Below are 24,704 nucleotides of genomic sequence, written 5' to 3'. Positions count from 1 at the left end.
GCGCCCTGCCCATCCCTGGGCGATTCGAACCTGCGGGACAGGGCGACGTCACTGACGGCGCCGCCCTGCCCCACAGCAAGCCTTACTCGTCGTCGCCTTCGTCGTCGCCTTCCTCGCGGGCCGCTTCGGCCGGCTGGAATTTCTCACGCAGCTCGGCCTCGAGCTTGGCGGCGACGGTCGGGTTGTCGCGCAGGTAGCCGCGGGCATTGTCCTTGCCCTGGCCAATGCGCTCTTCACCGTAGCTGTACCAGGCGCCGGCCTTCTCGACCAGCTTGGCATCCACGCCCATGTCGATCAGTTCGCCCTCGCGGCTGATGCCTTCGCCGTACAGGATCTCGGTGATGACCTGCTTGAACGGAGGCGCCAGCTTGTTCTTGACGACCTTGATCTTGGTCTGGTTGCCGATGATCTCATCGCCCTTCTTGATCGCACCGATACGGCGGATGTCCAGGCGGACCGAGGCGTAGAACTTCAGCGCGTTGCCGCCGGTGGTGGTTTCCGGGCTCTGGCCCGGCATCATCACGCCGATCTTCATGCGCAGCTGGTTGATGAAGATCACCAGGGTGTTCGAACGCTTGATGTTGCCGGTCAGCTTGCGCAGCGCCTGGCTCATCAGGCGGGCCTGCAGACCCGGCAGCTGGTCACCCATTTCGCCTTCGATTTCGGCCTTCGGGGTCAGCGCGGCGACCGAGTCGACCACCAGGATGTCAACCGAGCCCGAACGGACCAGCATGTCGGCGATTTCCAGCGCCTGCTCACCGGTGTCCGGCTGCGACAACAGCAGGTCGTCCACGTTCACGCCCAGCTTCGCGGCGTAGATCGGGTCAAGCGCGTGCTCGGCATCGATGAAGGCCGCGGTACCGCCCATCTTCTGGCATTCGGCGATGGCCTGCAGAGTCAGGGTGGTCTTGCCCGAGGATTCCGGCCCGTAGATCTCAACGACACGGCCCTTCGGCAGACCGCCAATGCCCAGTGCGATGTCGAGCATCAGCGAACCGGTCGGGATGGCTTCGACGGGCTCGACCACGCGGTCGCCCATGCGCATCACCGAGCCCTTGCCGAACTGCTTCTCGATCTGGCCCAGAGCAGCAGCCAAGGCGCGCTTCTTGTTCTCGTCCATCGTATTGGTCCTTGCAGAGGTCATGTCGTTGGGGGTGCTGTCTTTGGGGGTCTTCTTTGCCATGGGTTCACTTTAAGTCGGACGTATCGCACAGGCTGAGATTCTGCCCGGCGCTCTGAAAAGAATTATCGGACATCCGTACCAACCTCAGTGGAACCAGAGAATCGCCACAAAAGACCGCGGGGTAATGCACCATGGAGCGGGTCAACGATTGGGCCGAAGCAGGCCGCAATAGAGGCCTTCGATCGCAAAATCCTGGTCCGGCAGCACCTCGATCGGCTTGTAATCAGGATTGCGCGGCAGCAGGCGGATGCGGTCCTTGGCGATCTTCAGCAGCTTGACGGTGATCTCGTCATCGATGCGGGCCACCACGATCTGCCCGGAACGGGCGTCGCGGGTGCGGTGCACGCCGATCAGGTCACCGTCGAAGATGCCCTCATCGATCATCGAGTCGCCCTGCACTTTCAGCAGGTAGTCCGGCGCCGGCGAGAAGAACACCCGGTCCAGCACCACGAAATCGTCGGAGCCGATGTCGGCACCGATCGGCAGGCCGGCAGCGACCCGGCCCAGCACCGGCAAGCGCAGCACGCTGTCCGGAAGGCCCGGCTCGGCCAGCTTTCCGACCGGCGGTGCCTGCACCAGGCGGATGCCGCGAGCCTGGCCCGGGATGCGACGGATCGCACCGGCCTGCTCCAGGGCTTCCAGGTGGTACTGGGCCGCACGCACGCCCTTGAAGCCGAACGCGCGTGCGATTTCAGTCTGCGACGGCGGTGCGCCTTCGCTCTCGATACGCTCGGCGATCAACTGCAGGATCGCCTGCTGGGTGTCGGTCAGGTCCATGGTTAGTAGTATTACTACTAACTCACACAACTGCAAGTGCCGGGTACGACAAACAGGTGATGGGATCTGTAGTGCCGAGCCATGCTCGGCAGTTGGGCCAATGGCCGGGCGGCAAAGGCAAAAGCAAGAGCAGCCGACCAGCGGTCGGCCCTACAGGGATCGCGCAGCGATTCCACGGTTCCGATGGGGAACCGCTGCGGCAAGCACACTATGTGTGCTTGCCGCTCCTCCATATGGAGAACAGGATCCACACGCCGCAGAAGCCGGCGCCGATGAAACCGCACACGCCAAGTGCCAGCAGCCAGCGACTGGAGACCCCGCCAACGCTGTGCATCACGATCGAGGACCCGATGATCAGCGCGGCGGTGACGATACCCATCACCAGCCGGTTCGCTGCCCGATTCACCTGTTCGCCAAAGCCCTGCAGCGCAGTGGTTTCCACCTTCAGCTGGAGGCGGCCGCGGCGTGCCGCCTGGACCAGCTTGCGCAGGTCGCGCGGCAGTTCCCCGGCGAAGTCGACCAGGCCCAGCAGGCTGCGTCGGCCACGCTTGAGCAGCGCCTTGGGCGCATAGCGCTGCAGCACCACCCGTTCCAGGAACGGGCGCGCGGCACTGGCCATGTCGAAATCCGGGTCCAGCTGGCGCCCCATGCCTTCCAGGGTCAGGAAGGCCTTGATCATCAGCGCCAGATCGGCCGGCAGGGTCAGGCTGTAGCTGCGCAGCAGCTGGGTGATATCGCCCAGCATCAGGCCAATGCGCAGGTCCTTCAGCGGCACGCCGCGATACTGGTCGACGAACTGGCTGATGTCGTGCTGCAGGCGGTTCTCGTCCACTTCCACGCCGCCGGCCCAGTCCAGCAGCACATCGGCCACGCTCTGCGGGTCCTGCTCGACCAGCCCGTGCAGCAGCTGCGCGACCTGGAAGCGGCGCACTTCGGACAACGCGCCGACCATGCCGAAGTCAATCACGCCGATGCGGCCGTCACGCAGGTAGAAGATGTTGCCGGGGTGCGGGTCGGCGTGGAAGCAGCCGTCCTCCAGCACCATCTTGAGCACGATGCCGGCACCGCGCCGAGCCAGTTCGCGCCGGTCCAGGCCCGCCGCATCGACGCCGGCCAGGTCACGCCCGGGAATGCCGTCGACGAAGTCCTGCACATTCAGGCTTTCACAGGTCCACTGCCAGTGCACGCTGGGGATCAGGATGTCGTCACGACCGTTGAAGTTGCGTGCGATGCGTTCGGCGTTGCGGCATTCGGCGGCGAAATCCAGCTCGCGTCGCAGCGACACGGTGAACTGCTGCACGACCTCGGCCGGACGATAGCGGCGCAGGTCCGGCAGCCGCGCCTCGACGATTTCGGCCAGGCGCGCCAGCAACCGCAGGTCGGCCTCGACCACGTCGCGGATACCCGGGCGCCGTACCTTCAGCACCACCTCGCGGCCGTCATGCAGGCGCGCGCGATGGGCCTGCGCCAGCGAGGCGGCGGCCATCGGGGTTTCATCGAGGAAGGCGAACACGTCTGCAGGCGAGGCGCCCAGGTCGGCCTCCAGCTGCTCACGGATATCGGCATACGGCAGCGCGGGTACCGCGTTCTGCAGCTCGGACAGTTCAGCGATCCATTCCGGCGGCAGCAGGTCGACGCGCGTCGCCAGCACCTGACCGAGCTTGACGAAGGTCGGGCCGAGATCCTGCATCGCGCTGCGTACGCGCACCGGCGCGGTCATCCGCAGCAGTTCCTGGCGATCCTCGTTCCAGTGCAGCAGGCGCCCAGCGCGCTCCAGCGTGGTGGCCAGGCCGATGCGCCGCACCACGTCACCGAAACCATAGCGGATCAGGACAACCGCAATTTCCTGCAGTCGGCCCAGGTCACGGACCGTGCCCAGCGTTTCCCACATCATGCGTGCTCCGGACGATTACCGGAGCAGCATGTCACAGCTGGGCGTCGATGCCGCGCAATGCCGCCGCCACGGTTTGCCGGCGGATGGCTTCGCGGTCGCCCTCGAACTGGAACAGCTCGGCGCGGGCGTAGCCGCCGCGCCGCTTCCAGCCGATCCAGACGCTGCCGACCGGCTTGCCAGGGCTGCCGCCGCCGGGACCGGCGATGCCGGTCACTGCCACCGCGATGCCGGCCCCCGAGTTGACCAGCGCACCGGAAACCATTTCCAGCACGGTTTCGCGGCTGACTGCGCCAAACTGCTCCAGCGTCTGTGCGCGCACGCCGAGCAGGCGCTGCTTGGCTTCGTAGCTGTAGACCACCATGCCGCAGTCGAAGAATGCCGACGAACCTGCGATGTCGGTCATGCACTTTGCAATCCAGCCACCACTGCAGCTTTCAGCGGTCACCAGCTGCAGCGAGGCCTGCTCGAGGCGCTGCCCAAGCGCGGCGGACTGGATATTGAGTTCAGCGTCGGTGGGGATGGACATCGGCATGACGGTGGGGTGAAGAACCTGCACGTTGTACCGCAGATGACAGGCAGATGTCGCGCCCATCCGGGACGGTTGCGCTGCCGGCCGGCGGCCGCCACTCGCCGGCCCTGCCAGGTGCTACCTCACCACTCCGGCAGTTTCTCCGGCAGCAGCGCCCGGATCGGTGCGCCGTCGGCACTGGCGGCCAGCTTCTCGGCTTCGGCAATCGGCAAGTCGACATGCAGCAGCCAGCCTTCCTCATCAGCCTGCTCGCTGCGGATCACTTCCAGCTGGTGCAGGCGCGCGCGCAGGCGGCCGGCATCCGGCGGCAGGCGCAGTTCGCCGGTGACATGCTGCAGGCCCAGGCGCTTGCCCAGCACCGCCTGCAGCAACTCCAGCCCCCGCCCGTCACGCGCGGAAATCCACACCCGCTCACGACGCGACTCATCCGGGATACCGTCCTGGCCATCGTGGCGCACGTCGGCACCGTCGATGCGGTCGATCTTGTTGAACACCAGCAATTGCGGCAGGTCACCGGCACCGACTGCGGTCAGCACCTCGTCGACCTGGGCGATGCGCTCCTCGCGGTGCGGATCGGCAGCGTCGACCACATGCAGCAGGAAGTCGGCCTCGCGCGCCTCGGACAGGGTCGAGCGGAACGCCGCGACCAGATCATGCGGCAGATCGCGGACGAAACCGACGGTATCGGCCAGCACCACGTTGCCCCCCGGCACCGCGATGCGGCGCACGGTCGGATCCAGCGTTGCGAACAGCTGGTCGGCGGCATAGGCCTCAGCGCCGGTCATGGCGTTGAACAGGGTCGACTTGCCGGCGTTGGTGTAGCCCACGAGGGCAACGCGCGGCAGCTCGCTGCGCACACGCGCACGGCGCATCTGGGTGCGCTGCACTTCGACCTTTTCCAGGCGCTTCTGCAGCTGCTCCACCCGCTTCTGCAGCAGACGGCGGTCAGTTTCCAGCTGGGTTTCACCCGGGCCGCGCAGGCCGATCGAACCGCCGCGCTGGCGCTCCAGATGGGTCCAGCCGCGCACCAGCCGCGTAGCCAGGTGGCGCAGCTGTGCCAGTTCGACCTGCAGCTTGCCTTCGTGGCTGTGCGCACGCTGGGCGAAGATGTCCAGGATCAGGCCGGTGCGGTCGATCACCCGGCGCTCGAGGAAACGTTCCAGGTTGCGTTCCTGGCCCGGGCTCAATGCATGATTGACCAGGATCAGGTCGGCCCCGCTGGCGTCGGCCGCAGCCTTGATCTCGTCCAGCTTGCCGCTGCCGATCAGGGTCGACGGATTCGGACGGTCCAGGCGCGCAGTGATCGTCGCGGCGATGCTGGCCCCGGCCGAGCGGGCCAGATCACCGAATTCTTCGAGCACATCGTCTTCCAGCTTGCCGAAATGGGGCTGGATCAACAGGGCGTGTTCACCCTTTTTCGAGCGGTCAAACATTCACCGCTCCGGTATTACTCGTCTGCTTCATCACCTGCCTGACCGCCTTCACCCGACTGCACGTAACCACCGCCCGGACCGACCTTCACGTTGCGTGCCGGAACGACGGTGGAAATGGCGTGCTTGTAGACCATCTGACTGACCGTGTTGCGCAGCAGGACCACGAACTGGTCGAACGACTCGATCGTGCCCTGCAGCTTGATGCCGTTCACCAGGTACACCGAAACCGGCACGCGTTCGCGCCGCAGTGCGTTCAAGAATGGATCCTGCAGCGATTGCCCCTTGGACATTGCACACTCCTGATTATTGTTCTTATTGGGTTGCCGACGGTTGCCGCGGCCCCCGAGCCGCCCGCCGACCGATGATGTTACACGGCTGGCGGGGATTCAGCGTGCGACGAAGGTCGACACCGCGCTGGCAAGGCGCTCCCCATCAACATGGGGGTCGAACCAGCGCGCATCAAGCTCGCCGCGCAGCCAGGTCAGCTGGCGCTTGGCCAGTTGCCGGGTGGCGAAGATCGCCTTGTCACGGAAACGGGCGGCATCACCCTCCCCGTCCAGGTACTCCCAGGCCTGCCGATAGCCGACCGCACGCACTGCCGGCAGGTCCAACGGCGCCTCCACGGCTGCCATTTCCGGCATCGCGCGCAATGCCCGCACCTCGTCGAGGAACCCCTGCCCCAGCATGGCGTCGAAGCGCGCCTCGATGCGCTGGTGCAGAACCGCACGGTCGCGTGGAGCGAGGATCAGCTTGAGGGTGCGCACCGGCAATGGCGCTACGCCCGGCCGGCGCTGCCATTCAGTAATGGGGATACCGGTCAGGCGATAGACCTCCAGCGCCCGCTGGATGCGTTGCGGATCGGTCGCATGGATGCGTGCGGCGGCGGCCGGGTCGACCTTGGCCAGCTCGGAGTGCAGTGCCGCCCAGCCACGCTCGGCCGCCTCGGCGCTGAGCGCTTCGCGCATTGCCGGGTCGGCCTCCGGCATCGGCGACAGGCCCTGCAGTAGCGCCCGGAAGTACAGGCCAGTGCCACCGGCCAGGATCGGCGTCCTGCCACGCGCCACGATGTCGGCCACGACCCGCCCGGCATCGGCGGCGAACTCGGCCGCCGAGTAGGTCTGCCAGGGGTCACGCAGGTCCAGCAGATGGTGCGGCGCCTGCGCGCGCTCCGTCGCATCGGGCTTGGCCGAACCGATGTCCAGGTGGCGGTACACCAGTGCCGAGTCGACGCTGACGATTTCCCCATCCAGCTGCCGTGCCAGGGCGATCGCAGTGGCGGTCTTGCCACTGGCGGTCGGCCCCATCACGGCGATCGCCAGTGGCCGCCGATCGATACCCATCAGTCTTCGTCCGGCCAGCGGATCGTCGGCGCAGCGTCGGCGCGCGGCGTCGGTACGGCTTGCACCGCCTGCCAGATCTTCAGCGCATCAACTGTGGCCGCCACGTCATGCACGCGTACGATGCGCGCGCCACGCTGGACCGCGATCAGGTGCGCGGCCACCGAGGCCGCTACCCGCTCGGACGGCGTATCGCGACCTGTCAGTTCACCGAGACTGCGCTTGCGCGACAGGCCGGCCAGCATCGGCACGCCCAGTTCCAGAAAGCGCTCCGAACGCGCCAGCAGGGTCATGTTGTGGCCGGTGGTCTTGCCGAAGCCGAAACCGAGGTCGATCAGCAGGTTCTTCTTCGCGATGCCTGCCATCTCGGCAGCGAACAGGCGCTGCACCAGGAAGCCGTGCACCTCGCCGACCACATCGTCGTAGTGCGGATCGGCCTGCATGTGGCCCGGTTCGCCCTGCATGTGCATCAGCACCACCGGCACGCCGGTTTCCGCAGCGGCCTCGAGCGCACCCTCCTGACGCAGGCCGAAGATGTCGTTGATCATGCCGGCGCCAGCGGCCACGGCCGCGCGCATCACTTCCGGCTTGAAGGTGTCGATGCTGATCGGCACATGGGTCCGGGCCGCCAGCTGCTCGATCACCGGAATCACCCGGCCCAGCTCCTCCTCGACCGATACCGGCGTGGCGCCCGGGCGGGTCGATTCGCCGCCGATATCGAGAAGGTCCGCGCCCTCCTCGACCAGCTTCAGGCCATGAGCGATTGCGGCCTCGGTGGTGTCGTGCGCGCCGCCATCGGAAAACGAGTCCGGGGTGACGTTGACGATGCCCATGACCTGGGCACGGTCGAGGCGCAGGATGCGGCCGGCGCAATCGAGCTGGGACGAGGTATCGAACATCGGTAATCCTGCTGGAACAACGGCGGGTAGTTTAGTTCGGCAGGGCGGCGCCCTGCACCCGCCGAGGCAACGGCCACAGCAAAAGCCCAAGCAACAGCAGAAGCTGGTTTCCTGAGGGTAGGCGGGGTGGGTCCGGCTGCGGGAGACGCCGTGAACCCGTCCATGGGGGCTTGGCCGCGGCATCCATGCCGCGGACACTCCCGCAACCGGACCCACCCCGCCTTCGACAGTCTTCCGCGATCTTCAGTAGATCCACGCCATGCGTGGATGCTCTTCGTTCAATTCTCGAGAAATTCGAATTCGATGGAGATTGATCAACGCATGGCGTGGATCTACCGTGTCGACCAAGGTCGACACCCACCAACAGCAGCAGAAATCTGTCAGAGGTGGGGCGGTGTCGGAGGGCGGGGTGTCAGCCGCATGGATGCGGCTGCCAAGCCCCCATGGACGGGTTCACGGCGTCCCCGCCCTCCGACACCGCCCCGCCAAACCACGGAATGTTGCTGTTGCTGTTGCTGTTGCTGTTGCTGTTGCTGTTGCTGCTGAGGTTGCCGGCCAGCGGCCGGCACTACCACGGGTGCAGGGCGCAGCCCTGCCGATACCCCTCAACGGCGGCGACGCTTGCGGTCCACGTACAGGGTCCTGGCGATGCTCAGCACGATGCCGACCGCGATACCCACCACGCAGCCCAACAGCAGATTGTCGGCTCCGAGGCCCACACCCACGCCGACCACGGTGGCGATGACCATTTCGGCGGTGTGGGAAATCGGTTCGGGCTTCGGGGCAGACATGCGGGCTCCAGCGTCAGTTCGGTTCTTCGGAATGGGCCGGTAGCCCGGAAACGACGAAGCCGGGTTGCCCCGGCCTCGTCTGGTGTCACGCGCAGCGGGCCGTCAGTGCGATTCGGCCGGGCCCGCGATCGGCGGCAGCGGGCGGGCGTCGCCGCCCTTGTCGTTGCCACCATCCTTGTTCGACTTGCTCCAGCCAGCCGGCGGCGGCGGATCGCGGCCTTCCATGATGGCGTCGATCTGCGGCGCGTCGATCGTCTCGTACTGCAGCAGCAGCTGGGACATCGCGTGCAACTTGTCCAGGTTGGCCGTCATCAGCTCGGTAGTGCGCGCGTAGGCTTCGTCGAGGATCTTGCGCACCTCCTCATCGATGCGACGCGCGGTGTCGTTGGACACGCTCTTGTGCTGGGTGACCGAACGGCCCAGGAACACCTCGTCATCCTCTTCGCCATAGGCGATCGGGCCGAGCTGGTCGGACAGGCCCCACTTGGTGACCATGTTGCGGGCCATCTTGGTGGCGCGTTCGATGTCGTTGGAAGCGCCCGTGGTGACCTTGTCGGCACCGAAGATCAGCTCCTCGGCCACACGACCACCGTACAGCGAGCACAGCTGCGACTTGATCGCCACGCGGTTCATCGAATACTTGTCGCCCTCCGGCAGGTACATGGTCACGCCCAGCGCACGGCCGCGCGGGATGATCGTGACCTTGTAGACCGGGTCGTGCTCGGGCACCAGGCGGCCGACAATGGCGTGGCCGGCTTCGTGGTAGGCGGTCAGGGTCTTCTCTTCTTCGCTCATGGCCATCGAGCGGCGCTCGGCACCCATCAGGATCTTGTCGCGGGCACGGTCGAAGTGGTCCATGCGGACTTCCTTCTCGTTGCCACGCGCGGCGAACAGGGCCGCCTCGTTGCACAGGTTGGCCAGATCAGCACCGGAGAAGCCCGGGGTACCCCGCGCGATCACCATCGGCTCGACATCGTCGGCGAGCGGCAGCTTGCGCATGTGCACCTTCAGGATGTGCTCGCGACCCTTCACGTCCGGCAGGCCAACCACGACCTGGCGGTCGAAGCGACCCGGACGCAGCAGCGCCGGGTCCAGCACGTCCGGACGGTTGGTGGCGGCGATCACGATCACGCCTTCACCGCCCTCGAAACCATCCATTTCGACCAGCAGCTGGTTCAGGGTCTGCTCGCGCTCGTCATGGCCACCGCCCAGGCCGGCGCCACGGTGACGACCGACGGCGTCGATTTCGTCGATGAAGATGATGCACGGGGCATGCTTCTTGGCCTGCTCGAACATGTCGCGCACGCGGCTGGCGCCGACGCCGACGAACATTTCCACGAAGTCCGAACCGGAGATCGAGAAGAACGGCACCTTGGCTTCGCCGGCGATGGCCTTGGCCAGCAGCGTCTTGCCGGTACCCGGCGGGCCCACCATCAGCACGCCGCGCGGAATCTTGCCACCCAGCTTGGTGAACTTGGACGGGTCGCGCAGGAAGTCGACCAGCTCGCCCACTTCTTCCTTGGCCTCGTCGCAGCCGGCGACGTCGGCGAAGGTGACCTTGATCTGGTCCTCGCCCTGCAGCTTGGCGCGCGACTTGCCGAAGGACATCGCGCCCTTGGCACCGCCGCCACCGCCTTGCATCTGGCGCATGATGAACAACCAGAAGCCGATGATCAGGATGACCGGCAGGAAATTCATCAGGATCGCGCCGAGGGAGATGCCGCTGGACGGCTCCTCCTGCACAATCTCCACGTTCTTGGTGCGCAGCACGTTGATCAGGTCGCGATCGAACGGTGCGGTGATGGTGGATGTCTGCCCGCCGCGGGTGGTGTAGGTCAGCTGGCTGGTGCCGCCGCGCATGTCGCCGCCAAAGGCGACCTTCTGCACGTTGCCGCTGTCCACCTGGTCCAGGAACTGCGAGTACGACGCACCCTGCGCGCCGGCTCCGGAGGACTTCGGCGAGAAGCTCTGGAAGACCACCATCAGCACGACGGCGACGACCACCCATAGCAGGAGGTTCTTGGTCAAGTCGTTCATCCTCATTGGCTCCGGTGTTCCTCTCAGTGCTGGCGTTGCGTGGGGGTCGAACTTGCGTACATTGCGAGCTTACTTCATGTGGGCGCGTTTTCCCTGACCCAAGGCGTACACCTCGGGAGAGCGCTTGCGCGAGGCTTCCGGCTTGCGGATGGAGACCTTGTCGTACCGGCGGCGCATGTCGCGCACGTAGTCGTCAAAGCCCTCGCCCTGGAACAGCTTGATCAGGAATGCCCCACCGGTCTTCAGGTGGTTGTCGGCAAAATCCAGGGCCAGCTCCGCCAGGTGCATCATCCGCGGCTGGTCGACCGCGCCCACACCACTCTTATTGGGGGCCATGTCCGACAGCACAAGGTCTACCGGCTGATCCCCGAGCATGGCTTCAAACTGCGATAGGACCGCTTCTTCCCTGAAGTCACCATGAAGGAACTCCACGCCGGCCAGCGGCGGCATGTCCAGGATGTCCAGGGCCAGCACGCGGCCGGTGTCGCCGATCTGTCTCCTAACCTGCTGAGACCAGCCACCCGGCGCCGCGCCGAGGTCGACCACCACCATGTGCGGCTTCAGCAGCCGGTCACGTTCAAGCAGCTCTTCGAGCTTGTAGGCGGCGCGCGAGCGCATGCCTTCGGCCTGCGCCTTCTTCACGAAGGGGTCGGAGAAGTGTTCCTTGAGCCAGCGCTGGCTGCTTTTGCTGCGGGTAGCCATTGAAAATAGGGGCTGATGGGGTCCTCATGATACCCTGATCGCCCCATTCAACCGTGTTTTCCTGCATGTCCATCGCCCTGACCGCTTCCCAGACCCGTTTCCTGCGCGGCCAAGCCCACGACCTGAAGGCCCTGCTGCAGACCGGCGGCAAGGGTGTGACCCCGGCCTTCATCGCTGAGCTGAACGAAGTGCTGGAGCGCCACGAACTGGTCAAGGTGAAGGTCGCTGCCGAGGATCGCGACGCCCGTGACGTGATGATCGGCGAGATCGTCGAAGCCACCGAGAGCGCTCTGGTGCAGCGCATCGGCCACGTCGCCGTGCTGTACCGCCCGAGCAGGGAACAGCGCCAGATCGTGCTGCCGCGCGGCTGATCGCCCTACCGTCATGCAGCTGAACCACGAACCGCCCGACTACGCCTACAGCCTGCGCGCCGCCGATGGCCGCTCGGCCAAGGTCAATGACCAGGTGCTGGACGGGAGCTTCTTCCTGACCCCGGACCAGCTGGTCGCGCATTGGCCGGTGGCGAGCGCCGCTGCGTTGCAGCTGGCGGACCTGGAGCCGATCCTGGCGCTGAACCCGGCGCTGATCGTGCTGGGTACCGGTGACCGCCAGGTGTTCCCATCGGCGGTGGTGATGGCCGCCTGCCTGTCACGCGGCATCGGCCTGGAAGTGATGAACAATCCAGCCGCCGCACGCACCTTCAACATCCTGGCAGGCGAAGGCCGCAAGGTCGCGGCTGCTTTCATTCTGGAAGGCTGAGTTCTCGAGTCACCGGTGCCTCCGGCCCCTAGCGGCCTGAAGGCGCGCAGCGGAATGCCGAGAACTCCTGGAGCCGGCCGATCAGGTGGCCGCCCTGCCCCCAGCGGATATCCATGACCTTCCAGTCCCGGTCCTGCCGCTGCAGCAGGACCCGGTCGGTCCATCGATAGTCGCCCACTGCCATGTCGACGCGGATCCAGGTCGCGTCACCCCTCGATTCGGGCATTCCCACCGCGACCGTGTCCGGTCGGTCCGGCGCCAGCAGATACAGGCTCTGGTCGAGCATGTGCGGCTTCTCGTCGCGCGCGGCCAGCGCGGTGCAGGCCCGCTCGTAAGCATGCTGCGCATCGACCGCCGAGCGCAGGGCATCGCCCAGCAACGGCGGGATGGCTGCTTCATCTGAAGCCGGCGCCTGGACTACGGCGTAAAGACGGGTGACCACGTCGCGCGGATCGCTGGCCGCGGTGACCAGCGGCGCGACGATCAGCAAGGCGAGAACGGAAGCAGGACGCAGCATGGGGTACCGGGTCGACTGGGACCGCTCAAGAATGCCGGGTATCCGGTCCGCCGTGAAGGTGAGCCTGCGGCACACAGGATCGCAAACGACCGCTCCGCAGTCGCTGAGTCGAGCACGGCTCTACAGGTCAGGAACGCCAGGCATGGCCCGGCACTCCCTGTTCCAACCGCGTCAACGTGCCGGCAGGTACTGCTGCGGATCGACCGGCTTGCCGTTGTAGCGAATCTCGAAGTGGACCATGTCGCGGTTCGCACCGGTGCGGCCCATTTCGGCGATCTGCTCGCCAGCCTTCACGCTCTGCCCTTCATTGACCAGGCGCTTGCGGTTGTGACCATAGGCGGACAGCCACTGGTCGCTGTGCTTGATGATGATCAGTTCGCCGTAGCCGACCAGGCCGGCACCGGAGTACACCACCACACCGTTGGCGGTTGCCTTGACCGGCTGGCCGCTGGTGCCGGCGATGTCGACGCCCTGCTTGGTCGCGTCACCGGCAACGTAGCGGCCGACGATCGCGCCATCGGCTGGCCAGCGCCAGGCGATGTTGCTCTTCACCGGCCCGACCGGCGCCGGGGCCGGCGCGGTGCTGCCGCCACTGCTGCCAGCCGAACGCGGCGGGGTGACCACCGTGGTCGGCGCACGGCCGCTGGTGGCCCCCTGCGGATACAGGCGGATCACCTGGCCGGGGTAGATGGTCGACGGGTTGTCCAGACGATTCCAGGCAATCAGGTCGGCCGGGGTGATGTCATGGATGCGGGCCAGCGCATAGATGGTGTCGCCCTTGCGCACCACCACGGTCTGCCCGGGCTTGGGTACCGAGGTCTTCGGCGTGGTCACGCCGCCAGCGTTGCCGCCGCCCGGGCGGACCACGGTGGCGGTACCGCAGGCGGCCAGTGTGGAAACCAGCAACGCCAGCGCGCCGATGCGCACTCCCTTGCTCAGACGATCAGGATTCATGCGAACTTCGACCTCCATACAAGCCAGGCGATCAGCACCACCACCAGCACGGTGGCGATCCAGCCCAGCGGTTCAATCCAGCGACGCAGCGACGCTTCGGCACGCGCACCACCGATACGGATGACCGCGGCCAGCACGAACACGCGCTTGCCACGACCGATCAACATGCTCAACAGGTACTGCGGCATCGGTACGCCGACGATACCCGATGCCCACGTGAAGACCTTCATCGGGATCGGCATGAAGCCGCCCAGCACCAGGAAGGTGAACACCGCCCACGGCGATTCGGCCATCTTCGCCTGCACGGTGGTGATGCCCTGCTCGATCGCCGGAAGCATGCCCAGCGCCTCGAACACCGGCTTGATCGCCTCGAAAGCGTAATGACCCAGCGCGTAACCAACCAGCGCGCCGACCATCGAGCCCGCCAGGCTGAGGGTGGCGAACCACCAGCCACGCTTGGGCTGGGCCACGCACATCGGTGCCAGCATCACTTCCGGCATCACCGGGAAGATGATCGCTTCAAAGAAACTCAGTACCGTCAGGTAGGTCGGCGCGCGTTCGTGCGCCGCCCACTTCATCGCCCGCTCGTACAGCGGCCCGAAAATCTTCATGCAACCCTGCTCCGTGGATTAGTCGAGCATGCCAGACAGCAGCGGCACGAACGTGACCGGTGCCAGCACGCGTTGTTCGATGCTGCCATCGGGCTTGCGGTCCAGCTGCACCAGCGACTGTCCGCCCGGGCCACCCACCGGCGCCACCAGGCGCCCCCCTTCAGCCAGCTGCCCGACCAGTTCATCGACCAGTGCAGGCGCGGCGGCGGTGACCACGATGGCATCGAACGGACCGTGCTCGGCCCATCCGGCGCGACCGTCGTCATGCTTGGTGCGGATGTTCATGCCCAGTGCGCGGAAGCGCTTGCGTGCCTGCCGCAACAGGTCACCGATACGCTCCACGGTGTAGACCTCCAGGCCCAGCGCGCCCAGGATGGCGGCCTGGTAGCCCGAGCCGGTGCCGACTTCCAGCACGCGCTTCGGCGCGACCTGGAGCACCGCCTCGGTCATCCGGGCGACCACCCAGGGCTGCGAGATGGTCTGGCCATGGCCGATCGGCAGCGCGGTGTCCTCATAGGCACGCGAGGCCAGTGCTTCATCAATGAACAGATGGCGCGGCACAACCCGGATTGCGTTCAAGGTGGACTCGTCGACGATGCCAGCTTCGCGCAGGCGATCGACCAGACGGTCACGCACGCGCTGCGAGGTCATGCCGATGCCGACAGCTTCCGGCTGCAGTCGCAGGCGTGGACTCATGCCGGCCGGTCCAGCGCGGCGCTGAGGCCACCCACCCAGCTGGCCACTTTCTCCAGCGCCTGGTAGCGGGTCAGGTCCACCTGGATCGGGGTGATCGAGATGTGGCCGGTGCGCACCGCGTGGAAGTCGGTGCCCGGGCCGGAGTCCTGCTCGCGCCCGGCCGGGCCGATCCAGTACACCTCGTTGCCGCGCGGATCCTTCTGCGCGATGCAGCCTTCGGCACGATGGCGGTTGCCAAGGCGGGTGACCTCGAAGCCCTTGACCTCGCTCCACGGCAGATCCGGCACGTTGACGTTGAGGATGGTGTCGGCCGGCAGCGGATCGGCCTTGAGCCGGGCCACGATCTCCACTGCGGCGCGCGCGGCGGTGTCGAAGTGCTTCGGATCGTGGTTGCGGGTAACCAGCGAGACCGCCACCGCCGGCAGGCCGAGGAAGCGGCCTTCCATCGCCGCCGAGACGGTGCCGGAATAGATCACGTCGTCGCCGAGGTTGGCGGCGTTGTTGATGCCTGACACGACGATGTCCGGCTCGAATTCAAGCAGGCCGGTCAGCGCTAGGTGCACGCAGTCGGTCGGCGTGCCAGCCACCGAAACGGTGTAATGGTCGATGCGCTTGAGCCGGATCGGCAGGTCCAGGGTCAGCGAGTTGCTGGCACCGGAGCGATCGCGGTCGGGCGCGACCACCGTGACTTCGTGTCCGGCCTCGCGCAGGACCGAAGCAAGCATCCGGATGCCTGCGGCGTCGACACCATCGTCATTACTGACCAGGATTCGCATCTTCGATTTAACCGCTTGATTTTCCAAGAATTCGATTCCGTCACCGTGCAGTGTGGGCGGGACCGTCGTACTCCCCTGCGGAAGCCGTCGACCCTGCAAGGGCATCGTCTATTGTGCCGCATGCGAGCCGCCGGTCCTACCCTGCCGGCGGTCACGGCCGACATCGAACCGTCATAGGCAGACCCGCGCCGGCGGTTTACCCTGTGCGCATGTCGCACCCTGAAGACGAAGATCCGGCCGCGTTGTTCCGTGCGGCCATCGGTGAAGTGACGCCGCTGCGCAAGGATGCCGAACCGGCGCCTGCTGCGCCCCGGCCGAAGCCGCGCGCACGCATGGCCGAACGCGACGAGGCCGAAGCCGCGGGCGAGTTTGCGCGGCTGCTGCGCGACAGTACGCCGCTGGAAGCGGGCGACGTGGCCAGCTACCGCCGCGACAACCTGCCACCGCGCCTGTTCCAGCGTCTCAAGCGCGGCCAGTATTCGGTACAGGATGAGCTCGACCTGCACGGCGCCACCGCCGCGCAGGCGGAAACCCTGCTGCGCCAGTTCCTGCTGGAAGCGCATGCACACGAGTATGGCTGCGTGCGCATCATCCACGGCAAGGGCCTGCAGTCCGATGGCGGTGCACCGGTGCTGAAGAACCTGGTTGATCGCCTGCTGCGGCTTCGCAACGACGTGCTGGCGTTTCATTCGGCGCCGACCGGGCAAGGCGGCACCGGCGCGGTGCTGGTGTTGCTGGCGCGGCGTTGACAAAAAGGGGACGGAGGGAATTAAGTCGTTTGTGCCACAAACGACTTAATTCCCTCCGTCCCCTTTTTCTGTCAGGCCTGCGCGGCGTCTTCGACGGGGCCGAGTTCGTGCAGCACGGCGGTGGCGTAGCAGCCCGGCGGCAACGCGAACGAGAGTTCCAGTACATCACTGGCCAACCACTGATGCTGCAGCAACGCCGGGCGCAGGCGCAGCGCGCGGCGCTCCTGCTTCAGCCGTGCGTATTCCAGGCCAGCGCGCAGCGCCTTCGATTCCTCGTCGTCCAGCGCGGCCAGCTCCAGCTCACGTGCAGCGTCGGCGCTGCGCAGCTCGCCTTCGCCCCACAGCGGCGCGCTGGGATGGATGTCGAAACGGGCCAGGCGCTCGGCCAGCACGTCGGTGTAGGGTTCGGGGCCGAACACGCTGCGGCTGCCGTCGAGCATCCACACTTCACCGTCCAGCGGTTGATCCCAGTTGCCCTGCTCCACGCGCGCGGCGAGCACACGATTGAACAGCGCCGAGCGGGCGGCTGACAGCAGCAGCGAACGCTGGTCCTTGCGCATGCGGCGGCCACCGAACATCGCCAATGCGGCAGGCACGTTGCCGCCGTCGCGGCCGAAGCGCTGCTCGCCAAACCAGTTCGGCAGGCCGCGCCCGGCGACCTGCTGCAGGCGCTCGCTGATCGCCGCAGCATCGCCCTGCACCTCGCGCAGCACCAGCCTGAAGCGGTTGCCGGCCAGTGCACCACGCTGCAGCTTGCGGTTGTGCCAGGTCGCTTCGAGCACTTCGATCTCATCACTGGCCAGCTCGGCCAGATCCGGCGCGACGCGCTTGGGCAGGTGCACGCTGAAACGCTGGGTGGTGACTGCATGCCGATCCTTCATGCCGGCGTAGCTCACCGCCATTTCCGGCAGGCCCGCCCACTTGGCCAGCAGCTTGGCCACATGCACGGTGTTGGCGCCGCGCTTGCGGATGTGCAGCAACAGGTGCTCGCCTTCACCGGTGGCCTCGAAGGCCGGCAGTTCATCCACCTGGAAATCGTCCGGCGTGGTGCGGATGCGCGCCGTCAACAGCGGCGCACCAAACGCCAACGGCAGCGGGATCATGCCGCCACCAGCAACACGACCGCCTGCGCGGCGATGCCTTCGCCGCGGCCGGTGAAGCCCAGCTTCTCCGAGGTGGTCGCCTTGACGCTGACCGCGTCCAGCGGCAGCTGCAGCAACCCACCAATGCGCTCACGCATGGCCAGCGCATGCGGGCCAACCTTCGGCCGCTCGCAGATCACGGTGATGTCGGTGTTGCCAACGCGCCAGCCACGCTCGCGCAGCAGGCTGTCGCAATGGCGCACGAAATCGCTGCTGTCGGCGCCCTTCCAGCGATCATCGCTCGGCGGGAAATGCTGGCCGATATCGCCCAGCGCCAGCGCACCGAGCATGGCATCGCACAGGGCGTGCAGGATCACGTCGCCGTCGCTGTGCGCCAGCACGCCGCAGCTGTGCGGCACGTTCACTCCGCCGAGCATGATGTGATCGCCTTCACCGAAGGCATGGACGTCGTAGCCCTGGCCGATACGGACGGGCGGGAACGGTGCGGTGCTCATGGATGCAGCCCTTGCAGCAGGGCCGCGCGGGCAGTCAGCCGGCGCGGCGGGAAAGTACGAATTCGAACCGGTCCAGATCGGCCGGGGTGGTGACCTTGAAGTTGTCCTCGCTGCCTTCCACCAGCAGCGGGCGCTGGCCCTGGCGCTCCATGGCCATGGCCTCGTCGGTGACTTCAACACCGGCAGCGGCGGCGTCGGACAGCGCGCGGCTGAGCTGGTGGCGGCGGAACAGCTGTGGTGTCAGTGCACGCCACAGCCGCTCGCGCGGTTCGGTGCCATCGATGCCACCGTCGTCGCCCGCGCGCTTGAGGGTGTCGCGCACCGGTGCAGCCAGGATCGCCCCGACCGGATCGGCACGACCGACTTCAAGCAGGCGGCCAAGATCGGCCAGGGACAGGTTGGGTCGCGCGGCATCGTGGACCAGCACGAATTCATCAGCGCGCACCGAGTCCGGCAACGCCTGCAGCCCAGCCAGCACCGAGGCGGCACGGGTCGCGCCGCCGATGCAGGTCAGCACCGGTTTGCCGGCCCATTCGCTCCAGCCCGGCCAGTCGCCGTCGTCCTGGCCGATCACCACCATTGCGCCGGCCACGGCCGGATGCGCCAGCAGCGCGTCCAGGGTATGAGCGAGCAGGATCTGCCCGCCCGCCTGCAGGTACTGCTTGGGCAGCGGCGCACCAAAGCGGGCGCCACGGCCGGCAGCCGGAACCACCACCCAGATCGCCGCGCTCATGGCACGTCCGCCGGGTGATCGCCGGCCTGGACAGTGACGCCTGCAGCGGGCTGCGCCGGACGGACCGGCGCATCCTCGACCACGCGGTAGAACTTCTCACCGGGCTTGATCATGCCCAGCTCGCTGCGCGCGCGTTCCTCGATGGCGGACTGGCCTTCCTTGAGGTCCTTCACTTCGGCGGCCAGCGCGTCGTTGCGCTGCTGCAGACCCTCATTGTCCCGTTCCTGGTTGGCGACCTGGGCTTCGAGCATCATCACTTCACCCGAATTGCCCGGACCGAACCAGAAGCGGTACTGCAGCCAGCCCAGCAACAGGGCCAGCACCAGCAGCATCCAGCGCCAGTCGCGCATCGGCTCAGCGCTTCAGCGAAACGAACGCGTCACGACCGGCGTAACGCGCGCCGGCGCCGAGGGCTTCCTCGATGCGCAGCAGCTGGTTGTACTTGGCCACGCGATCGCTGCGGCACAGCGAGCCGGTCTTGATCTGGGTGGCGGTGGTGGCCACGGCGATGTCGGCGATGGTGGTGTCTTCGGTTTCGCCCGACCGGTGCGAGACCACGGCGGCATAGCCGGCGCGGTCGGCCATGGCGATCGCTTCCAGGGTTTCGCTGAGCGTGCCGATCTGGTTGACCTTGATCAGGATCGCGTTGGCGGTGCCCGAGTCGATGCCTTCCTGGAAGATCTTCGGGTTGGTCACGAACAGGTCGTCACCGACCAGCTGCACCTTCTTGCCGATGCGGTCGGTCAGCAGCTTCCAACCCGCCCAGTCGTTCTCGGCCAGGCCGTCTTCAATCGTGATGATCGGGTACTGCGCGGCCCAGTCGGCGAGGAAGTCGACGAACTGCTCGGAAGTCAGGCGCTTGTTCTCGCCGACCAGATTGTACTTGCCGTTCTCGAAGAATTCGCTGGAGGCCACGTCCAGGCCCAGCAGCACGTCTTCACCGGCGGTGTAGCCGGCCTTGCCGATCGCTTCGAGGATGGTGTCCAGCGCTTCGACGTTGCTGCGGAAGTCCGGCGCGAAGCCGCCTTCATCGCCCACCGCCGTGCTCAGGCCGTGGCCCTTCAGCACCGACTTCAGCGAATGGAAGATTTCGGTACCGGCGCGCAATGCTTCGGAGAACGAGGTGAAGCCGACCGGCAGCACCATGAACTCCTGGAAGTCGACGTTGTTGTCGGCATGCGCGCCGCCGTTGATGATGTTCATCATCGGCACCGGCAGCGACGGGGTCACGCCGGTCCGGGCAGCCAGGTACTGCCACAGCGCCTGCTTGCTGGATGCGGCGGCGGCGTGCGCGGCGGCCATCGAAACACCCAGCAGTGCGTTGGCGCCCAGCCGACCCTTGTTCTCGGTGCCGTCCAGATCGATCAGGCGACGGTCGAGGCCGGCCTGGTCGGTGGCTTCAAACCCCTTCAGCGCGGCGGCAATCGTGGTGTTGACGTTATCAACGGCCTTGCGCACGCCCTTGCCCAGGTAACGGGTCTTGTCGCCGTCACGCAGCTCGACCGCTTCCTTGGTGCCGGTCGAGGCGCCTGAGGGAACCGCGGCGCGACCGAACGAACCGTCCTCCAGGATGACTTCGGCTTCCAGCGTGGGATTGCCACGACTGTCGAGGATTTCACGGGCGTGGATGCTGCGGATCGTACTCATGGTCGGGCCGGTTACCTGTCTGGAGAGGGGGCGACAAAACGAATGCCGCGTGATTATCCCCGGCTGCCCGCCACTTGCCAAATGGCGTGGCCTGCATCAGCCCCAGCTCGACCCGATCACGATAAGGACCAGCGAGACCAGCATCACCAGCAATGCACCGGCAATCGCCGCAGGGATGGGGCCACGCCGCCGTCGCCAGGCCAACACCATCGCCACCGGGCTGCCGAGAAAGCACAGCACCATCGTGACCAGCGCGCCCAGCAGCCACCACTGCGTGGCCTGCACGCCATTGTTTCCGTCCCCGGGCGGCCGGAAGCCGGCGGTGAAGGCCAGCACGCCCACCACCAGGGCCATCCAGGTCAACACGGACAGCGCCAGCGCGATCAGGCCCCAGGGCCAGCCGCGCGCCGATGGGGTCGTATTCATCAAAACCATCCGTAGAACAGGGTGCCGATCCACAGAGAAAGCAGGATGATCGCCAGCCCTGCCGGTACCTTGCCACGGTTCAATCGCCAGGCCAGCACAGCCGAAGCGACGCACGCTGCGCTGGCCAGCAGCTCTCCGACCACAAGCGCAATGAAATACGCCCGAAGATCGAGCGCGCTGCCGCCATCACCCGGTGGCCGCACGGACGCGGCGCCGATCAGCACCAAACCGAACAAGCCCACGGTGAACACCGCGGACAGCCCCAGCGCGATCAGGCCCCACGGCCACTGTCTCCAGTGCCGGCGGCGGCGCTGGGTTTCCAGCGCCACCCACGGGTCACGACTCACGCGAAGCGCGAAAAGCCGTGCTTCTTGGTCACCGCGTCGAGTTCCATCAGGGTCTCGAGCAGGGCCTCCATCTGGTCCAGCGGCCACGCGTTGGGACCATCGGACAGCGCCTTTGACGGATCCGGATGGGTTTCGGCGAACAGGCCGGAGATGCCCACCGCCACCGCGGCACGGGCCAGCACCGGCACGTGCTCGCGCTGGCCGCCTGAGCTGGTGCCCTGCCCGCCCGGCAACTGCACCGAGTGGGTGGCGTCGAACACCACCGGGCAACCGGTCTCGCGCATCACCGCCAGCGAACGCATGTCGCTGACCAGGTTGTTGTAGCCGAAGCTGGCACCGCGCTCGCAGACCATGATCTGCTCGTTGCCGGTGGCCTTGGCCTTCTCCACGACCGGCTTCATGTCCCACGGCGCCAGGAACTGGCCCTTCTTGATGTTGACCGGCTTGCCGGCCGAGCACACCTTGCGGATGAAGTCGGTCTGGCGGACCAGGAACGCCGGGGTCTGCAGCACGTCCACCACCGAGGCCACTTCGTCCATCGGGGTGTATTCGTGGACGTCGGTCAGCACCGGCACGCCGATCTGCTTCTTCACTTCGGCCAGGACCTTCAGGCCCTCTTCCATGCCCGGGCCGCGGAATGCGGTACCCGAAGTGCGGTTGGCCTTGTCGAAGCTGGACTTGAAGATGAAGTTGACGCCGAGCTTGTCGGTGATCTCCTTCAGCTTGCCGGCGGTATCGAGCTGCAGCTGCATCGACTCGATCACGCAGGGGCCGGCGATCAGGAACAGGGGCTGGTCCAGCCCGACCTCGAATCCACACAGTTTCATGGCGTTTCCTTGTTGTCCGCAGCACCGGACGGGCCGGTGCGCTGGGGGTTGAAGCATGCAGGATGGGGGCCGAAGCCCCCATTCACAAGTCAGGCGCGCGCTTCGGAAAGCAGCTTGCCGCCGGCCTTGCGCTCGCGCGCGGCACGGATGAAACCAATGAACAGCGGGTGTCCGTCACGCGGCGTGGACAGGAATTCCGGATGCGCCTGGCAGGCCAGGAACCACGGATGCGCGTCGCGCGGCAGCTCGACCACTTCCACCAGGGTGTCGTCCATCGACTTGCCGGCGATCACCAGGCCCGCATCTTCCAACTGGGTGCGGTAGCGGTTGTTGAACTCGTAGCGGTGGCGGTGGCGCTCGGCGACCACGTCCTTGCCGTACAGCTCGCGGGCCAGCGTGCCCGGCTTCAGGCGCTGCTCCTGCAGGCCCAGGCGCATGGTGCCACCCAGGTCGCTCTTGTCGTCACGCTTCTCGACATCGCCGCTGGCGGTGCGCCATTCGGTGATCAGGCCGATCACCGGGTTCGGCGACTGGCGGTCGTTCTCGGTGCTGTTGGCACCTTCCAGGCCGACCACGTTGCGCGCGTAGTCGACCACGGCCGCCTGCATGCCGTAGCAGATGCCGAAGTACGGCACCTGCTGCTCGCGGGCGAACTTCGAGGTCAGCACCTTGCCTTCGAAACCACGGTCACCGAAGCCACCCGGCACCAGGATGCCGTCGACATCGGCCAGCGCGGCCATGTCGGTGCCTTCCAGGTCCTGTGCTTCCAGCCACTTCAGGTTGACCTTGGTGCGCTGGCGCAGGCCACCGTGCTTCAGTGCTTCGCCGACCGACTTGTAGGCATCCTGGTGATCGACGTACTTGCCGACCACGGCAATGGTCACTTCGTCCAGCGGGTGCAGGGTCGCATCGACCGCGTCTTCCCACATCGACAGGTCGACCGGACCGGCCTTGTCTGCCAGCTTCAGCTGGTTCACCACGATTTCGTCCAGGCCCTGTGCATGCAGGCCAGACGGGATGCGGTACAGCACGTCCACGTCCGGCACGCTGATCACCGCACGCTCGGAAACGTTGGTGAACTGGGCGATCTTGCGGCGCTCCGAATCCGGCACCGCCTGCTCGGAGCGGCACAGCAGCACGTCCGGCTGGATGCCGATCGAGCGCAGTTCCTTCACCGAGTGCTGGGTCGGCTTGGTCTTCAGCTCGCCGGCGGCGCCGATGTACGGCACCAGGGTGAGGTGCATGAACAGCGCCTTCTCCGGGCCACGCTCGGTGCGCACCTGGCGGATCGCCTCCAGGAACGGCAGCGACTCGATGTCGCCGACGGTGCCGCCGATCTCGACCAGTGCCACGTCATAGCCTTCGGTGGCTTCGTCGATGCAGCGACGGATCTCGTCGGTGATGTGCGGAATGACCTGCACGGTCGCGCCCAGGTAGTCGCCGCGGCGCTCCTTGCGGATCACGTTCTCGTAGATGCGGCCGGTGGTGACCGAGTTCTTGCGGCCCAGGCGGGTGCGCACGAAGCGCTCGTAGTGGCCCAGGTCGAGGTCGGTCTCGGCGCCGTCGTCGGTGACATAGACCTCACCGTGCTGGAACGGACTCATGGTGCCCGGGTCGACGTTGATGTACGGGTCGAGCTTCATCATCGTGACCTTCAGGCCACGGGCTTCGAGAATGGCGGCCAGCGACGCGGCGGCAATGCCTTTGCCGAGCGAGGACACCACGCCGCCGGTTACGAAAATCAAGGGAGTCATGGCTGCAAGCATCCTGTCTGGAAATGGAAAACGGCAGCACCACGCGCACCCGGAGGGCGGGCATGGTGCTCAGAGGGGGTTTTCCGGCTCGCTGTGGCAGCGAGGGAGGTGCGGATCCGTGCGGCGGCAGGCGCCGGACGGGAACCATCGTGCGAGGTCGGGGCGGCCGTGCCGGTCAAATCGACCGTCACCTGCGACCCGCCTTGCTGGAAGCCACGTTTGGCCGCTCCAGCCCATTCGCAAAGGGTGGACACGCACTTACTCCCGGAAAGCCATAGTTTACAGATTGATGGCCGCCAACCCAAGGGGCTTGTGCGGCCGATCCAACAAAAAACGCCCCGCTGGGCGGGGCGTTCCGGAGCGCAACCCTTGTCGCAAGGGCGCCTGGCAGGCCACGGGATCAGCGCTTCTTACGCGCTTCCTCTTCCTCTTCCTGCTGCGGGGCCGGCTGGCCCTGCGCCTTCATTTCGGCATTGGCCTGGGCCCGACGCTTGGCCTTGGCATCGGCCTCGGCCTGCGCCTTGTCGGCCTGGTCACCCTGCTGCGGGGCCGGCTGGCCGGCGTTCTGCGCCACCACCAGCGGCACTGCAACGGCGGCAGCGGCCAGGATCGCAATGGTCAGCAACTTCTTCATGAGGTCCTCCTCGCGGTATGGCTTGGACGTTCAGACCCAACGGGGCCGCCGGCGTTCAGATTCCAGCGGCTGCCATTTTACCGCCTCTGCGTCGC

29 protein-coding genes are annotated in these 24,704 nt (G+C 66.5%); 3 read left to right on the top strand and 26 right to left on the bottom strand.

Annotated elements, in window-relative coordinates:
- Positions 1–82 precede the first annotated feature (82 nt).
- From recA to rlmE, 11 genes are all read right to left on the bottom strand, one after another.
- Complete coding sequence (recA, locus tag PEM_RS05890) at positions 83–1,120, bottom strand: recombinase RecA (RefSeq protein WP_005416046.1); 1,038 nt, start codon at positions 1,118–1,120, stop codon at positions 83–85.
- Between the two features lie 204 nt (positions 1,121–1,324).
- Positions 1,325–1,960, bottom strand: coding sequence for a transcriptional repressor LexA (lexA, locus tag PEM_RS05885; protein WP_111128162.1), 636 nt, complete (start codon positions 1,958–1,960; stop codon positions 1,325–1,327).
- A gap of 208 nt (positions 1,961–2,168) precedes the next feature.
- On the bottom strand, positions 2,169–3,851 hold the full coding sequence (gene ubiB, locus PEM_RS05880) for a 2-polyprenylphenol 6-hydroxylase (RefSeq protein ID WP_111128176.1): 1,683 nt from the start codon (positions 3,849–3,851) through the stop codon (positions 2,169–2,171).
- Between the two features lie 34 nt (positions 3,852–3,885).
- A complete protein-coding gene (locus PEM_RS05875; protein WP_005416043.1) occupies positions 3,886–4,380 on the bottom strand; it encodes a nicotinamide-nucleotide amidohydrolase family protein in 495 nt (164 codons plus the stop codon).
- 125 nt (positions 4,381–4,505) lie between these two features.
- Positions 4,506–5,816 carry a ribosome rescue GTPase HflX gene (gene hflX / locus PEM_RS05870; RefSeq protein ID WP_005416042.1) on the bottom strand — a complete coding sequence of 437 codons (1,311 nt, stop codon included), beginning with the start codon at positions 5,814–5,816 and terminating at the stop codon, positions 4,506–4,508.
- 14 nt (positions 5,817–5,830) lie between these two features.
- Complete coding sequence (gene hfq, locus PEM_RS05865; RefSeq protein WP_004152891.1) at positions 5,831–6,106, bottom strand: RNA chaperone Hfq; 276 nt, start codon at positions 6,104–6,106, stop codon at positions 5,831–5,833.
- A 96-nt stretch (positions 6,107–6,202) separates the two neighbouring features.
- Positions 6,203–7,156 carry a tRNA (adenosine(37)-N6)-dimethylallyltransferase MiaA gene (gene miaA, locus PEM_RS05860; RefSeq protein ID WP_111128161.1) on the bottom strand — a complete coding sequence of 318 codons (954 nt, stop codon included), beginning with the start codon at positions 7,154–7,156 and terminating at the stop codon, positions 6,203–6,205.
- Positions 7,156–8,052: a dihydropteroate synthase gene (gene folP, locus PEM_RS05855; protein ID WP_111128159.1), complete on the bottom strand. Its 897-nt coding sequence runs from the start codon at positions 8,050–8,052 to the stop codon at positions 7,156–7,158. Before folP ends, miaA begins: the two co-directional genes overlap by 1 nt.
- A gap of 605 nt (positions 8,053–8,657) precedes the next feature.
- Positions 8,658–8,843 (bottom strand): hypothetical protein, encoded by a 186-nt coding sequence (locus PEM_RS05840; RefSeq protein WP_005416039.1) that lies wholly within the window; start codon positions 8,841–8,843, stop codon positions 8,658–8,660.
- 102 nt (positions 8,844–8,945) lie between these two features.
- The gene (ftsH, locus tag PEM_RS05835; protein ID WP_005416038.1) at positions 8,946–10,880 is read right to left on the bottom strand and encodes an ATP-dependent zinc metalloprotease FtsH; all 1,935 of its coding nucleotides are present in this window, start codon (positions 10,878–10,880) and stop codon (positions 8,946–8,948) included.
- Between the two features lie 69 nt (positions 10,881–10,949).
- Positions 10,950–11,582 carry a 23S rRNA (uridine(2552)-2'-O)-methyltransferase RlmE gene (gene rlmE / locus PEM_RS05830; RefSeq protein WP_005409014.1) on the bottom strand — a complete coding sequence of 211 codons (633 nt, stop codon included), beginning with the start codon at positions 11,580–11,582 and terminating at the stop codon, positions 10,950–10,952.
- Positions 11,583–11,647: 65 nt separating this feature from the next.
- On the opposite strand from rlmE, the gene yhbY reads away from it, so the two are divergent.
- A complete protein-coding gene (gene yhbY / locus PEM_RS05825) occupies positions 11,648–11,953 on the top strand; it encodes a ribosome assembly RNA-binding protein YhbY (RefSeq protein ID WP_005416037.1) in 306 nt (101 codons plus the stop codon).
- Between the two features lie 13 nt (positions 11,954–11,966).
- Positions 11,967–12,341: an Mth938-like domain-containing protein gene (locus PEM_RS05820; RefSeq protein WP_005416036.1), complete on the top strand. Its 375-nt coding sequence runs from the start codon at positions 11,967–11,969 to the stop codon at positions 12,339–12,341.
- A gap of 28 nt (positions 12,342–12,369) precedes the next feature.
- Here PEM_RS05820 and PEM_RS05815 read toward each other — a convergent pair whose 3' ends face one another.
- From PEM_RS05815 to surE, 5 genes are all read right to left on the bottom strand, one after another.
- The gene (locus PEM_RS05815; RefSeq protein ID WP_005416035.1) at positions 12,370–12,858 is read right to left on the bottom strand and encodes a hypothetical protein; all 489 of its coding nucleotides are present in this window, start codon (positions 12,856–12,858) and stop codon (positions 12,370–12,372) included.
- A 171-nt stretch (positions 12,859–13,029) separates the two neighbouring features.
- On the bottom strand, positions 13,030–13,812 hold the full coding sequence (locus tag PEM_RS05810; protein ID WP_005416034.1) for a peptidoglycan DD-metalloendopeptidase family protein: 783 nt from the start codon (positions 13,810–13,812) through the stop codon (positions 13,030–13,032).
- Entirely contained in the window at positions 13,809–14,423 is a 615-nt protein-coding gene (locus PEM_RS05805; protein ID WP_111127151.1) for a YqaA family protein, read from the bottom strand. The genes PEM_RS05810 and PEM_RS05805 overlap by 4 nt, the downstream gene beginning before the upstream one ends.
- An 18-nt stretch (positions 14,424–14,441) precedes the next feature.
- Positions 14,442–15,119: a protein-L-isoaspartate(D-aspartate) O-methyltransferase gene (locus PEM_RS05800; protein ID WP_005416032.1), complete on the bottom strand. Its 678-nt coding sequence runs from the start codon at positions 15,117–15,119 to the stop codon at positions 14,442–14,444.
- A complete protein-coding gene (gene surE, locus PEM_RS05795) occupies positions 15,116–15,895 on the bottom strand; it encodes a 5'/3'-nucleotidase SurE (RefSeq protein ID WP_005416031.1) in 780 nt (259 codons plus the stop codon). Before surE ends, PEM_RS05800 begins: the two co-directional genes overlap by 4 nt.
- A gap of 209 nt (positions 15,896–16,104) precedes the next feature.
- Here surE and PEM_RS05790 point away from each other — a divergent pair, with 209 nt between their 5' ends.
- A complete protein-coding gene (locus PEM_RS05790) occupies positions 16,105–16,644 on the top strand; it encodes a Smr/MutS family protein (RefSeq protein ID WP_005409007.1) in 540 nt (179 codons plus the stop codon).
- 71 nt (positions 16,645–16,715) lie between these two features.
- Here PEM_RS05790 and truD read toward each other — a convergent pair whose 3' ends face one another.
- The 10 genes from truD to PEM_RS05740 form a co-directional block, all read right to left on the bottom strand.
- The gene (gene truD, locus PEM_RS05785) at positions 16,716–17,747 is read right to left on the bottom strand and encodes a tRNA pseudouridine(13) synthase TruD (RefSeq protein ID WP_111127149.1); all 1,032 of its coding nucleotides are present in this window, start codon (positions 17,745–17,747) and stop codon (positions 16,716–16,718) included.
- Positions 17,744–18,241, bottom strand: a complete 498-nt coding sequence (ispF, locus tag PEM_RS05780; RefSeq protein ID WP_005409005.1) for a 2-C-methyl-D-erythritol 2,4-cyclodiphosphate synthase — start codon at positions 18,239–18,241, stop codon at positions 17,744–17,746. Before ispF ends, truD begins: the two co-directional genes overlap by 4 nt.
- Before the next feature lie 34 nt (positions 18,242–18,275).
- A complete protein-coding gene (gene ispD / locus PEM_RS05775; RefSeq protein WP_005416029.1) occupies positions 18,276–18,974 on the bottom strand; it encodes a 2-C-methyl-D-erythritol 4-phosphate cytidylyltransferase in 699 nt (232 codons plus the stop codon).
- On the bottom strand, positions 18,971–19,324 hold the full coding sequence (ftsB, locus tag PEM_RS05770; protein ID WP_005416028.1) for a cell division protein FtsB: 354 nt from the start codon (positions 19,322–19,324) through the stop codon (positions 18,971–18,973). Before ftsB ends, ispD begins: the two co-directional genes overlap by 4 nt.
- Before the next feature lie 4 nt (positions 19,325–19,328).
- The gene (eno, locus tag PEM_RS05765; protein WP_053500065.1) at positions 19,329–20,621 is read right to left on the bottom strand and encodes a phosphopyruvate hydratase; all 1,293 of its coding nucleotides are present in this window, start codon (positions 20,619–20,621) and stop codon (positions 19,329–19,331) included.
- Between the two features lie 96 nt (positions 20,622–20,717).
- On the bottom strand, positions 20,718–21,047 hold the full coding sequence (locus PEM_RS05760) for a hypothetical protein (RefSeq protein ID WP_111127146.1): 330 nt from the start codon (positions 21,045–21,047) through the stop codon (positions 20,718–20,720).
- Positions 21,047–21,394, bottom strand: a complete 348-nt coding sequence (locus PEM_RS05755; protein WP_111127144.1) for a hypothetical protein — start codon at positions 21,392–21,394, stop codon at positions 21,047–21,049. Before PEM_RS05755 ends, PEM_RS05760 begins: the two co-directional genes overlap by 1 nt.
- Entirely contained in the window at positions 21,391–22,221 is an 831-nt protein-coding gene (kdsA, locus tag PEM_RS05750; protein WP_010485995.1) for a 3-deoxy-8-phosphooctulonate synthase, read from the bottom strand. The genes PEM_RS05755 and kdsA overlap by 4 nt, the downstream gene beginning before the upstream one ends.
- Positions 22,222–22,310: 89 nt before the next feature.
- Positions 22,311–23,975, bottom strand: a complete 1,665-nt coding sequence (locus PEM_RS05745) for a CTP synthase (protein WP_111127142.1) — start codon at positions 23,973–23,975, stop codon at positions 22,311–22,313.
- Between the two features lie 400 nt (positions 23,976–24,375).
- A complete protein-coding gene (locus PEM_RS05740; RefSeq protein ID WP_005416022.1) occupies positions 24,376–24,609 on the bottom strand; it encodes a hypothetical protein in 234 nt (77 codons plus the stop codon).
- Positions 24,610–24,704 lie beyond the last annotated feature (95 nt).

The sequence above is a fragment of the Stenotrophomonas sp. Pemsol genome, assembly GCF_003586545.1.
Classification (GTDB): Bacteria; Pseudomonadota; Gammaproteobacteria; order Xanthomonadales; family Xanthomonadaceae; genus Stenotrophomonas; species Stenotrophomonas sepilia.
This window is presented reverse-complemented; position numbering and strand designations above follow the sequence as displayed.